General features: G+C 49.4%; 10 protein-coding genes. 8 read left to right on the forward strand and 2 right to left on the reverse strand.

Features of this window, described 5'->3' with window-relative positions:
• Positions 1-42 precede the first annotated feature (42 nt).
• Complete coding sequence (locus BM200_RS23675; protein ID WP_091189118.1) at positions 43-918, forward strand: AraC family transcriptional regulator; 876 nt, start codon at positions 43-45, stop codon at positions 916-918.
• A gap of 52 nt (positions 919-970) precedes the next feature.
• Here the strand turns inward: BM200_RS23675 and BM200_RS23680 are convergent, their stop codons facing one another.
• On the reverse strand, positions 971-1558 hold the full coding sequence (locus BM200_RS23680; protein WP_091189119.1) for a YjgB family protein: 588 nt from the start codon (positions 1556-1558) through the stop codon (positions 971-973).
• A 330-nt stretch (positions 1559-1888) separates the two neighbouring features.
• On the opposite strand from BM200_RS23680, the gene BM200_RS23685 reads away from it, so the two are divergent.
• The 7 genes from BM200_RS23685 (at position 1889) to BM200_RS23715 (ending at position 10025) form a co-directional block, all read left to right on the forward strand.
• The gene (locus BM200_RS23685) at positions 1889-3376 is read left to right on the forward strand and encodes a PTS mannitol transporter subunit IIBC (protein ID WP_091189120.1); all 1488 of its coding nucleotides are present in this window, start codon (positions 1889-1891) and stop codon (positions 3374-3376) included.
• 85 nt (positions 3377-3461) lie between these two features.
• On the forward strand, positions 3462-5543 hold the full coding sequence (locus BM200_RS23690; protein WP_091189121.1) for a BglG family transcription antiterminator: 2082 nt from the start codon (positions 3462-3464) through the stop codon (positions 5541-5543).
• Positions 5540-5974 carry a PTS mannitol transporter subunit IIA gene (locus tag BM200_RS23695; protein WP_091189122.1) on the forward strand — a complete coding sequence of 145 codons (435 nt, stop codon included), beginning with the start codon at positions 5540-5542 and terminating at the stop codon, positions 5972-5974. Before BM200_RS23690 ends, BM200_RS23695 begins: the two co-directional genes overlap by 4 nt.
• Positions 5974-7125 (forward strand): mannitol-1-phosphate 5-dehydrogenase, encoded by a 1152-nt coding sequence (locus tag BM200_RS23700; protein WP_091189123.1) that lies wholly within the window; start codon positions 5974-5976, stop codon positions 7123-7125. The genes BM200_RS23695 and BM200_RS23700 overlap by 1 nt, the downstream gene beginning before the upstream one ends.
• 34 nt (positions 7126-7159) lie before the next feature.
• Positions 7160-8878 (forward strand): phosphoenolpyruvate--protein phosphotransferase, encoded by a 1719-nt coding sequence (gene ptsP, locus BM200_RS23705; protein WP_091189124.1) that lies wholly within the window; start codon positions 7160-7162, stop codon positions 8876-8878.
• Positions 8878-9141, forward strand: a complete 264-nt coding sequence (locus tag BM200_RS23710) for an HPr family phosphocarrier protein (protein WP_091189125.1) — start codon at positions 8878-8880, stop codon at positions 9139-9141. Before ptsP ends, BM200_RS23710 begins: the two co-directional genes overlap by 1 nt.
• Before the next feature lie 113 nt (positions 9142-9254).
• Complete coding sequence (locus tag BM200_RS23715) at positions 9255-10025, forward strand: alpha/beta hydrolase (protein WP_091189126.1); 771 nt, start codon at positions 9255-9257, stop codon at positions 10023-10025.
• Positions 10026-10096: 71 nt separating this feature from the next.
• Here the strand turns inward: BM200_RS23715 and BM200_RS23720 are convergent, their stop codons facing one another.
• Positions 10097-11803 (reverse strand): RICIN domain-containing protein, encoded by a 1707-nt coding sequence (locus BM200_RS23720; protein ID WP_091189127.1) that lies wholly within the window; start codon positions 11801-11803, stop codon positions 10097-10099.
• Between the last annotated feature and the right edge of the window lie 195 nt (positions 11804-11998).

Consider the following 11998-nt stretch of genomic DNA (forward strand, 5'->3'; position numbering starts at 1 on the left):
TTCAGCTTTTGTTAATCTATGTGTGAGGAAAGGAGGGAAGCCATGAATACGCTGGACCATATGAATCAAGCTTTGAAATATATTGAGGATCATTTGACCGAGGAGATTGATCTCAAGGAAGCGGCGAAGCGGGCGCTCTGCTCGGAATACCATTTCTCCAGGATGTTTTCTTTCCTGGCTGGAGTAAGCTTGTCTGAATATATCCGGCGAAGACGGCTAACGTTAGCGGCCTTTGATCTCATGAATACATCATCCAGAGTAATTGATGTTGCGGTCAAATACGGTTATGCCTCCGCGGATTCCTTCAACAAAGCCTTCCAAGGCGTTCATGGAGTTACACCGTCTGAAGCAAGAACGCAAGGACAGTCACTGAAAGCTTTCCCTCGAATGTCCTTTCAATTAACGATATCAGGAGGAGACGAAATGAATTACCGGATTGAAGAAAAGGATGCATTCAGCATTGTTGGCCTTATGAAGCGGGTACCGATTGTATTTGAAGGAGTAAACCCTGAGATTGCTTCGATGTGGCAAAGTTTAAACGAAGAACGGATTAATCAGCTGAAAGCATTATCCAATGTGACGCCAAAAGGACTGCTCAGCGCATCGGTTAACTTCTCCGAAGGGCGCATGGAGGAGAAAGGAGAGCTCGATCATTATATCGGAGTGGCAACATCTGCGGCATGTCCCGAGGATTTAAGCGAACTTAAGGTAGCGGCAGGAACCTGGGCCGTGTTTGAAGCAGTAGGTCCGTTCCCCGCAACTCTGCAAAATATATGGGGACGCATCTACTCGGAGTGGTTCCCATCCTCGAATTACGAAGCGGCGAAAGGGCCGGAGATTTTGTGGAATGAGCATAAAGATGTCTCTTCGCCGACATTCCGGAGTGAGATCTGGATACCTGTTGTTCAGAGAGCCTAAATAATATAAAGAAGAAGGGGATGAGTCCCCTTCTTCTTTATTTACTATCGAGTTACTTGATCGTCTTGTTCACGAGGTTGATATGATCCAGCCCGGTTCCGCTCGTGCCATTGAAAATGAATTCCAGCTGGTACTTGCCGCGGACGTATGTGATTTTCTTCTGTGTGATCTTGCCTGACTTAATGAGGACCGATTCATTCGGAGCGCCCCAATTATGAACGAGCATGCGGACGGATATTCCGCCCAGATTAGTCTGGCGCTCGACATTGGTGCCGAAGTAGCGCATTTCCCGTATTTTACCCAGCTTGTAGTTTATGGCGTATCCAGGATGGCCCATTTCCGCATGATAAACGTCAAAGCCGTCAGCATCCTTGGCTGGAGACTCTGCTTTGCCAATCGTCTTGATGACTGTTTCGTGCGTGGTTTTGCCGATCGTAAAGCTGTGGAAATTCGGGAATTGGCCTTGAAGAGCCGGTTTATAGAAGCTCATCAGGGTTTGGAGAGCTTTTGTTTGTGAATCGACCGAAGCTGTTGTATCAGCTGCCGCGTAAGACGGGACGGTTCCTGCTGCGGATAAGACTAAAGTTCCTGCGGCAATCGTGGCAATCGCCGTTTTTTTCAAAGATGCATATAAGTTCATGTGATTTTCCTCCTAAGTTGTCTGTGTATTTCAACATTCTTGACGCATGCTTGTTGCAATAGGTTGCGGGAAGATGAATAACAATAAATGGAATTGCTAGTTTAATAGCAGGTACCAGCCATAATCGTCGATGGAACACCAAAGACCATTCCTTGATAAAGGAGCGGTCTTTTTCTTTCATAAACTTCTTAAATCTTGTCAACAGTATGATTGACAAAACCTCTTTTTCCTTTTGTTGTTCTGTCGGCAGGCTTGATTTACGATGATAGTGATCAGGCGGCACTGCCGGATTGATAAAAGAAAGCGATTTTATAGAGGAGGAACTCCAATATGCAGCAAGTGCAAAATAACTCTCCAACCGGAGGTATTCGGGTGGGAGTACAGAAATTTGGACGTTTTCTAAGCGGTATGGTTATGCCCAATATTGGTGCTTTTATAGCATGGGGAATCATAACGGCTTTGTTCATTCCTACGGGATGGCTGCCAAATGAAACCCTTGCAAAGCTTGTTGATCCGATTATTAAATATCTGCTCCCACTGCTGATCGGTTATACCGGCGGCACGATGGTTCATAAGCAGCGCGGCGGTGTAATTGGTGCTCTAATGACAATGGGCATTATCGTCGGTACGGAGATCCCGATGTTCCTTGGAGCTATGATTTGCGGACCACTCGCCGCATGGGTGCTGAAGCAATTCGATAAATCGATCGAGGGGAAAATCAAGTCCGGCTTTGAAATGCTGGTGAACAACTTCTCGCTTGGCATTATCGGCGCCATACTTACCTTAATTTCTTATTCCGGTGTTGGACCCGTAATCGAACAACTTACCAAGATTTTATCGGATGGCGTGGAATTCCTGGTTAATCATAACTTGATCCCGCTGGCCAACGTTATTATTGAACCTGCAAAAATTCTGTTCCTTAACAATGCCATTAACCATGGCGTGCTGAGTCCAATTGCATTAGAAGAAGCTTCCCGTACCGGCAAGTCCATTCTATTCATGCTCGAGTCCAATCCAGGACCGGGACTTGGCATCCTGCTTGCCTACATGATTGCAGGGCGAGGTACTGCGAAGCAATCCGCTTCCGGCGCAGCGATTATCCATTTCTTCGGTGGGATTCATGAGATTTACTTCCCGTATATTCTGATGAATCCGCGTTTGATTTTGGCTGTGATTGCTGGCGGCGTAACCGGTACCTTGACGTTCTCGATGTTTGGCGCAGGCCTTGTCGCACCGCCTTCTCCGGGCAGTATCTTTGCTTATGTTGCAATGGCTCCAAAAGGCGGCCTTCTTGCAGCCTTGAGCGGTGTAGTAACTGCCGCCATTGTCTCGTTTATTGTCGCGGCTCTGCTGCTCAAGACGTCCAAGAAAGAAGTCGAGGCTGATGACGAGCTTGAAGAGGCTTCGGCAAAAATGAAACAAATGAAGGCGGCTGGCAACACGGCTGCTGCAGCAAATGCGGTTGCCGTAAATGCACCTTCGGATGCGGGCGAACAAGCCGTACAATCTACTGAGGCTGCGAATAATACGCTCAAAGCCAAAGAGGATGTTCAAAAAATCGTCTTCTCATGCGATGCCGGCATGGGTTCGAGCGCAATGGGGGCCTCAATTCTTCGCAAGAAGATGAAAGCCGCCGGTTCGGACGTGACCGTCATCAATACGGCTATCAGCGATATTCCCGGCGATGCCGACATCGTTATCACGCACAAAACGCTGACAGAGCGGGCAATAATTCAGGCACCAAATGCTGAGCATATCTCGATTGATAATTTCTTGAAAAGCCCGGAGTACGACAAGCTTGTAGACCGGCTTTCGTAATGGATCCTATCTCATCAAGGCTGCCTGCGCTGGAGATTATTTTCCGGCGCCGGGGCCATTCTATCGTTATAGGAAGGTTTTGTAAATGCGTATATCCAGCCGGTCCCGCCGTATTCTAGAGCTGCTGCTACGGAATGATCAAGATCTGACAGCGGCTCAAATTGCGATTGAGATTCAGGTTAGTTCAAGAACGGTTCATCGTGAATTGGAAGCGGTCGAGGACATTCTGCGCGCGGAAGGTGTTGAACTGGTCAAGAAATCGGGTTCAGGCATACGGCTGCAGGGTGATAAGGCTGCGCTTAACAGATTAGCCCAGCTCGTCACCGTGTCGGAGGATATCGAGCTTTCTCAAGAGGAAAGACAAATTTACCTGTTATGTTTACTTCTCGAGAGCGCTCAGCCGGTCAAACTATTCACATTGGCGCATGAGTTGAAGGTAACGATGCCTACCGTAGCGCATGATCTGGATGAACTTGACGAATGGGTGCGAAAATTCGAGGTGACTTTGACCCGCAGAAGGGGATATGGCATAGAGCTTTCCGGTCGGGAAGAGCAGCTGCGAGAGATGATCCGTCAGGTCATTAAGTCACGGTTTGACGATACGGAACTGATCTCAAGCCGTAACGAGCTCCCGGTTCATCCGCTTGACCGTCGTTTGTTTGCTATTGCAGGCCAATCGGAAATAGAAGCCGTAGAGAAGATCTTATGGAGATGGGAAGAACATGGGGGCAGCCGCTTAAGCGAAGATGCCTATACAGATTTGCTGCTCAGGCTGTCTATTGCCCTGCAGCGGATCCGGGCGGGAAAAACGATTAAGGCATTTTCCGCCGTTTATCAGGGTAATAGCTTGGCAGTACCTCATGAGTCTGATGCCGTGTACCTCACCAATCGGTTAGCGGAGCTGACGAAACAAGATTTTACCCCTGAGGAGACGGCTTATATAGGCAGGCTGCTTCGTTCAGCTCAGACAGAAGATCTCTCCGTGCTGCCGGCGGATGACCTGGCTTTAACCGAGATGGTGCGTTCTCTTATTGAACACGTCCAGAACGCAGGCGGGGCCGATTACAATAAGGATCGTTCTTTGCGGGATGGGCTGATCCTTCATTTGAAGGATGCCCTGCAGCGGCTGAACGAGGGGACGACAATTCGCAATCCGCTTCTTGATCAGATAAAGAAGGACTATAAATCGTTGTTTGGCATCGTTCGCAAAGCGGCAAATGAGATTCTCTCTGATGTTGTTGTTCCGGATGAGGAGGTCGGCTTCCTGGTCATGCATTTCGGAGCATCGCTGGAGCGGCTGAAGCAGCTGCGGCACAATGTTCGCGCTATTCTGGTCTGCTCCAGCGGAATCGGATCCTCCAAGCTGCTGCAGATCCGTCTGCAGAAGGAGCTGCCGGAGATTCATATCGCAGACCGCGTGTCTTGGTATGAAGCTTCACGGACGGAGAAAGAAAAATACGATCTGATAATTTCTACGGTGGATTTGCCTCTTGCCAGTGAGGAATATATCAAGGTCAGCCCACTCTTGACGCAGGCAGAGGCGGATAGGCTGCGGTCGTTTATCCATATCGGACTTGACCATTCTCGAGAGAGCATCCTTGTCAAGGAAGAGAAGACCGGCGGAGAAGCCTCGAATTTTGATCAATTAGTAAGTCTTAAGACCACGCTAGACGAGATGGTCAGTCTGATTGGGCGCTTTGAGGTCGTGCAAATCAAGGAACAGAGCGGAGATTTGCCCGTTATTCTGCATGAAGCCTGCTCGCATGAAGAAGCAAAAGGCGTGCTTGCGGATGCTGGCATGGCAGCACAGCGGCTTATACAGCGCGAACAAAGCGGCAGTCAGATGATACCGGGAACGGAGGTTGCCTTATTTCATACCCGTGGTGAAGAGATTATGCGTTCTTCGCTGTCTTTATACAGATTAGAAAGTCCACTTATCGTCGAAGCGGCATCGCCGTCGCAGCTAAGTCATTTCTTGTTAATGCTGGCACCTCGAACGTTATCCAAGGAAGTGCTTGAGGTATTAAGCGAAATAAGCGCCATGCTGCTTGATACGGTCATGATTAATTTGCTTGAGGCCGGAAATGAGGCAGAAATTCGCGATTATTTAACGATACATCTTAGATTATTTTTCAATATAAAAGCGGAAGCGAGTGACGTAAAATGAGTATTTTGTCTATAGATAAAGTGAAATTGAATGCAGCGGTAAAGGACAAATACGAAGCTGTTCGTATGGCCGGTCAATTGCTGGTGGACGCGGGACATGCTGAACAAAGTTATGTTGAAAGCATGGTTGCCCGTGAACAATCTCTCTCCACTTATATGGGTGGCGGCCTTGCTATTCCCCACGGGACAAATGAATCAAAAGGCTTCATTAAGTCGACAGGCTTGTCCATCGTTCAAATTCCGGAAGGTGTGGACTTTGGCGAAGGAAACATTGCGCATCTGATCATCGGAATTGCGGCTTCAGGCGACGATCATCTGGATATTCTTACGAATGTAGCGATGATTTGCTCCGATGATGACAGTCTGGAACGGATCTTGAAAGCTTCCACTGTTGAAGAAATGATCGAAATCTTCGAAAGCGGGATGGAATAATGAAAGCTTTGCATTTTGGAGCAGGCAACATTGGACGCGGATTTATAGGATTGCTTCTGTCGCAATCGGGATATGAAGTGATCTTCTCCGACGTGAACCAGGCGCTTGTCGCCGAATTACAGCAGCGCGGAGCCTATACGGTGACACTGGCGAATGCAGCCAAGGATCAGCTGCAGGTAAAAGGCGTAACGGCCATTGACGGGACGAGAATTGAAGAGGTGGCGGCAGCGGTGGCAGAAGCCGATTTGGTGACCACAGCCGTTGGCGTCAATATCTTAAAGCATATTGCCGCGGGTATTGCCCGCGGTATCGAGAAGCGAATGGAGAGCGGGAAGGGTCGGCTGCATATTATCGCTTGCGAGAATGCGATAGGCGGCAGCACTCAATTGAAAGAGCATGTATATGGGCATCTGGATGAAGCGACAAAAGCGAAGGCGACCGAATGGATTGCGTTTCCAGATGCGGCTGTAGACCGGATCGTTCCGATCCAGCATCATGAGGACCTTCTTGCGGTAACGGTTGAGCCGTTCTATGAGTGGGTTATAGACGAATCGGCGATGTTCGATGGGTACAAACCGGTTGAAGGGGTCCATTACGTCAGCAATCTAATGCCATACATCGAGCGCAAATTGTTCACTGTAAATACGGGACACTGCGCTGCAGCGTACTTGGGAAGCCTGAAAGGATACGAGACGATTCAGCAGGCAATGGCCGATGAGGTCATCACAGGCGAAGTGAAGGCGACGCTGAAGGAAACGGGCGCTGTTTTGGTTGCCCAATACGGCTTCGATAAAACAGAGCATGATCAGTATATCGAGAAAATTATCGGTCGATTCCGTAATGATCAGCTGACTGACGAGGTCACCCGCGTCGGACGGTCGCCTATCCGCAAGCTGTCGCCCAATGACCGGCTTGTGAAGCCTGCTTTACAAGCCCATGAGCAAGGCATGAAGCCTGCGCAATTGGCGAAAGTGATGGCGGCGGCGCTTTGCTTCCATAACTCCGATGATCCGGAAGCTGCCGAGCTGCAGCAATCAATCAAGGAGAAGGGTGTCGGACAAACCATTTCGGACTATACCTCTATTCCGGAGGGACATCCGGTCTATGAATTGATCATGAAGAGCTACGATGCCCTTGCAGACCAGGCTTAAGATGAGAAAAACAAACAGTAGAGAGGTATATCGTATGGCAAATCTAATTACCGGTGTCGCAGCATCACCCGGAATAGCAATCGCTAGGGCATTCCGGTTCACTACGACGCCTTATATCCCGCAGCAGCAAACCATAGTGGACGCTAAAGCGGAGGCGGAGCGCTTCCGGCAGGCGATCGAAAAAGCCAAAAGCGAGATTGATGAAATTCGCTTATTAACCGAGCAAAGACTAGGCGCGCAAAAAGCGGAAATTTTTGAAGCGCATCTTTTTCTGCTGGAAGACCCCGATCTTGTGGATTCGGTGCTCGACAAAATTGCTGATGACAAATCTAGCGCGGAATACGCTTTATACGAAGTGACAGCAGGCGTTGTAGAGATGCTTCTTGAGCTGGACAATGAAATGGTTCGCGAGCGTGCGGCCGATGTGAAAGACGTATCCGGGCGGCTGATGAGCCACTTGATCGGCAAGCCGTATGCCTCTTTGACCGGTATTACTGAGGAAACGATCATTTTGGCCGAGGACTTGACGCCTTCGGATACCGCGCAGCTGGATCTGAATTATGTCCGCGGCTTTGTTACGGAAATCGGCAGCCGCACCTCACACTCCGCCATTATGGCCCGTTCGCTTGAGATCCCTGCGATTGTTGGCGCAGGGGCGGCAGCCGCAACGGTTGCTGATGGAGCCTTGGTCATTATGGATGCAGCGGAAGGCATAGTGATTGTCGATCCTTCGGAGGAAGTGCTGGCCCAGTATCAGGAGAAAAAGAAGCAATATGATGATCGCAGAGTACAGCTGAAACGTCTGGCGCAGCAGCCTTCCGTTACGGCGGATGGGGAGCATCTTGAACTCGCGGCTAACATTGGCAGCATCGAGGATCTGGATAAAGTGCTGGAGAACGGCGCAGACGGCGTTGGTTTGTTCCGCACGGAGTTTCTCTATATGGGACGAAGTTCCTTTCCGACGGAAGAGGAGCAATTCCAAATTTATAAGCATGTGCTTGAGAAATTAAACGGCAAGCGCGTCGTTATTCGTACGCTTGATATCGGTGGAGACAAGGAGCTTCCTTACCTGGAGCTGCCGAAAGAAAGCAATCCGTTCCTAGGACTTCGCGCGCTGCGGCTATGCCTAACGCGGGAAGACTTGTTCCGCACCCAGCTCCGGGCATTGCTGCGGGCTAGCGTATTCGGCAAGCTGAATATTATGTTCCCGATGATTGCGGTACTGAGCGAGCTTCGTGAAGCGAAACGTATTCTTGAGGAAGAACGCATGAAACTGGAGCAGGAAGGGATTCAAGTGTCCAACTCTATCGAGGTAGGCATGATGATCGAGATTCCGGCCGCTGCAATCGGTGCTGATCATTTCGCGAAGGAAGTGGATTTCTTCAGCATCGGCACAAACGATCTGATTCAGTACACGATGGCGGCAGACCGCATGAATGAATCGGTGGCTTACCTGTATCAGCCCTATCATCCTTCCATCTTAAGGCTCGTTAATATGGTTATCAAAGCAGCCGATCAGGCGGGCATTTGGACGGGCATGTGCGGCGAAATGGCAGGTGACCAAACGGCAATTCCGCTTCTTCTCGGGATGGGACTAAAAGAGTTCAGCATGAGTGCCGGTTCCATATTGCCTGCACGCGAGCTGGTTGGCCTTTTGTCCAAGCAGGAATGGTCATCCCTGTCGGCAGAAGCTTTCGCCATGAGTACGCAGGAAGAAGTACAACAATTTGTAAAGCAAAGGAGACCACTATAATGCTATCGCAAACGTATACTGTCATTCATCCGTCGGGGTTCCATGCCCGTCCGTCGAAGCTTTTTGTTCAAGCGGCAACGGAGTTTCCTTGCAGCGTCAAGCTGATTAAAGGCACAAAAAAAGTGAACGGCAAAAGCTCGCTGGGCTTGTTGACTTTGGGCCTGGCAAACGGCGACGAGGTTACGCTGGAAGTGGACGGAGAGCGTGAGGAAGAGGCGCTTAATGTACTGGGCGCCATGTTAACCAAGATTTACGAAGAATAGCGTGACGATCCCCCCATTAAAGATTAAACAATAAATACACAGGTTGTTGTAGCTGAGCGGGAATGCTACCCTATCTCTGAAACTCGCAAGTTTTAGAAAGGGGAAGAAAGCACATGTTTCTTGAATCGGCACCATCCGGCTATGACCAGTACCGGGTTGACGTTCCTCGCGGTCAAATGGCGACTGTCGAATATGAGTCCGGCACGGTTGGCGGCAAACGCAAATGTATGATTTACACGCCACCAATGTATACAGAGGAACTAAAGTATAATGTCTTGTATCTCTTGCACGGGATTGGCGGGGATGAAGAAGAATGGTATAAACATGCCAATCCGCAGGTTATATTGGATAATCTCTATGCGGACGATAAACTCGCCCCTATGATCGTGGTTCTCCCAAACGGCCGTGCGATGAGGAATGACCGGGCAGAGGGAGATATTTTCGCCCCCGATAAGATAAAAGCATTCGAGACGTTCGAATCTGATTTACTGCATGACTTGATTCCTTTTGTAGAGTCGCATTACGCGGTACTAACAGGTTCGGAGAACCGGGCTTTAGCTGGTTTATCCATGGGCGGAGGGCAGTCTTTAAATATCGGATTAAATAATCCCAATCATTTTGTATGGGTGGGGGCATTCTCTTCCGCGCCTAATACGAAGACGCCAGAGCTGCTTGTCCCGCAGCCAGAGAAGACGGCAGCAAGCCTGAAGCTGCTTTGGCTCTCTTGCGGCATGGAGGATGAACTGAAGCATGTGAGCGACAGAACACATGCCTATCTGGCTGATAATCATGTTCCTCACTTGTGGTATGAAGAGGGCGGGGGACATGATTGGCCGGTATGGAAAAATGATTTGTACCATTTCTCCCAATTGCTCTTTCGATAAATCTCGCTTTAAATCAAAGAACCGAGACCGTCACTCTTGGAGTGATTGCCTCGGTTCTTTGTGCTGCCGGATTAGTTAATCTTCACCAGCTGCCACTGCTGATTCAGGTTGCCCCGGTACAGGTTCTGTTGAATCAGAGCATTGTTGGAGGTTGAGGAATTGACAACTTCGATCGCTTTATTGCTATTCACGTTGATGATGCTCCAATAACCGTTGCTCAGCTTGATCAGCCGGAACTGCTGCGCGGAATTATTGTAATCCGACATGAGCTGAACGGCTTCCCCATTGTTTTTCGTGCCATTGCGTACATCCATGACTTTGCTGTCGGGCGAGCTGACGCTCTGCAGCTTGTAGTAATTGTTATAAGTGCCCTGATCCGAGATAACCCACTGCTGGGCGGTTGCGCCATTGTCCGTATATTGCTGGAGCTGCAAGGCGTTTGTGTTTGCGCCTCCAGGCACTTCTAACGCTTTGCCTGAAGCACGGTTTATTATTTTGTAAGTTGATCCGGACTGAATGCCATTCCAGATTCCGTTCCACGGATGCAGCTGCGCCCGCTCATAATACCATTCGAAAATAAACCGGGCCATGCCGTCCCTTGCCGCATTGCCGTCATACTTCAGACCGGCCGTCGGATCGGCGAAGGAGCTTCTTGTGCCAGATTCCAGCAGGAAGCCGTTCATATGAACGGCGATGCTGACATTGCCCGCCGCCGTAAAGATTGCTTTCGTATTCTTGCCGAAGCCTTCGTTGGAGCCATTAAACAGTTCCCAATAGGAGGAGTCTCCCGGCAATGTCTTGAACCAGGTTGTCTCGGTAATATTGATTGGATAGCTGTCGGCACATGGTTTTATGGTATCATCCCAGATTTTCTGCAGAGTTGTGTAATCATCATGGGCGCCGTAACCCGGATACCAGTGAACGGCATAACCGTAATTGTTGAGCGGATCCGTCAGTGGGTAGGAAGCGCATAACTGATAGTATTGATCCCAACCAAGTCCTGCCGCCCAAATGACATTATCTGCTCCTTTATTGCGGATGGTTGATATGATGGAGTTCTGGAACGTTTTGAGGGAATTCCAGTAAGCAACGAAGTCGCTTTGAGCAGGGTTGCCTCCCCAGGAACCGTTTGCATAAGCCTGGACGGGCTCGTTGATCAACTCGAACATGACATTGTCCGCACTCTTGATGGCTGTTTGGGAGGATAGATAACCCCAGATTTGATTGAATTTATCCAGATTAGCCTGCGTTGTTGCCTGGTTATTAAGAAGAGTGAAATCAAGCCCAAGCGTCACATAAACACCTTTGGTCTTGGCGTAATTAATGAACGGAATGATAACGTTTTGGGTAACGGACTGCAACCCCGCAAAATTATAGGTGCCGGCCGCGACGTCGCCCATGTCCTCACGATCGATGAATAGGCGGACCTGGTTCATATACCAGCCGTGGTTGTTGCCGTATTTGCTGGATGTGCTGGTGAAAGTATCAGTAACATCTTTCAGGTATGCGAGAACCGCGGCATGCCTGTTACCGCCGTACTGATCCAAATAGTAGCTGCTGTCCTGATACGTCCAGTAGGAACCGGAAGGCTGATGCCAGCCGCTTAGCAGTACGGGCTGTCCGCTGCTGTTCACAAGCTGATTGCCGCTTACGTGAAGCTTGGACATGGTCATTCCTGACCATGCTTTCGCCGGATTACCGTTCAGCAGGGATGGCGTTAATACAAGGGCCACCAGCGTGAACAGCTTCAGTATCCAGCTTGACTTGCTCTTTCTCATTAAATAACCAACTCCTTTGAAAATGTAATTGAATGCGCTTGCAAGAACGAGTGTACTACTTGGGAACCGGTGATGAACACCTGTCAAATTATGGGGCATAACCCGCTTAATCATATAAGCATCAACAACGATGCTAGGTTGTTAAGGGGTGAAGAAAAGACGCCTCTAGTCATTCGACCAGAGGCGTCATTTCCT

Source organism: Paenibacillus catalpae (assembly GCF_900112695.1).
GTDB classification, from domain to species: Bacteria; Bacillota; Bacilli; order Paenibacillales; family Paenibacillaceae; genus Pristimantibacillus; species Pristimantibacillus catalpae.

Excerpts from the sequence above, each read along its gene's own strand:
- BM200_RS23710 (WP_091189125.1), top strand. The coding sequence starts at position 8,878 with ATGCTATCGCAAACGTATACTGTCATTCATCCGTCGGGGTTCCATGCC.
- BM200_RS23685 (WP_091189120.1), top strand. The coding sequence starts at position 1,889 with ATGCAGCAAGTGCAAAATAACTCTCCAACCGGAGGTATTCGGGTGGGA.
- BM200_RS23720 (WP_091189127.1), bottom strand. The coding sequence starts at position 11,803 with ATGAGAAAGAGCAAGTCAAGCTGGATACTGAAGCTGTTCACGCTGGTG.
- BM200_RS23715 (WP_091189126.1), top strand. The coding sequence starts at position 9,255 with ATGTTTCTTGAATCGGCACCATCCGGCTATGACCAGTACCGGGTTGAC.
- ptsP (WP_091189124.1), top strand. The coding sequence starts at position 7,160 with ATGGCAAATCTAATTACCGGTGTCGCAGCATCACCCGGAATAGCAATC.
- BM200_RS23680 (WP_091189119.1), bottom strand. The coding sequence starts at position 1,558 with ATGAACTTATATGCATCTTTGAAAAAAACGGCGATTGCCACGATTGCC.
- BM200_RS23675 (WP_091189118.1), top strand. The coding sequence starts at position 43 with ATGAATACGCTGGACCATATGAATCAAGCTTTGAAATATATTGAGGAT.
- BM200_RS23690 (WP_091189121.1), top strand. The coding sequence starts at position 3,462 with ATGCGTATATCCAGCCGGTCCCGCCGTATTCTAGAGCTGCTGCTACGG.
- BM200_RS23695 (WP_091189122.1), top strand. The coding sequence starts at position 5,540 with ATGAGTATTTTGTCTATAGATAAAGTGAAATTGAATGCAGCGGTAAAG.
- BM200_RS23700 (WP_091189123.1), top strand. The coding sequence starts at position 5,974 with ATGAAAGCTTTGCATTTTGGAGCAGGCAACATTGGACGCGGATTTATA.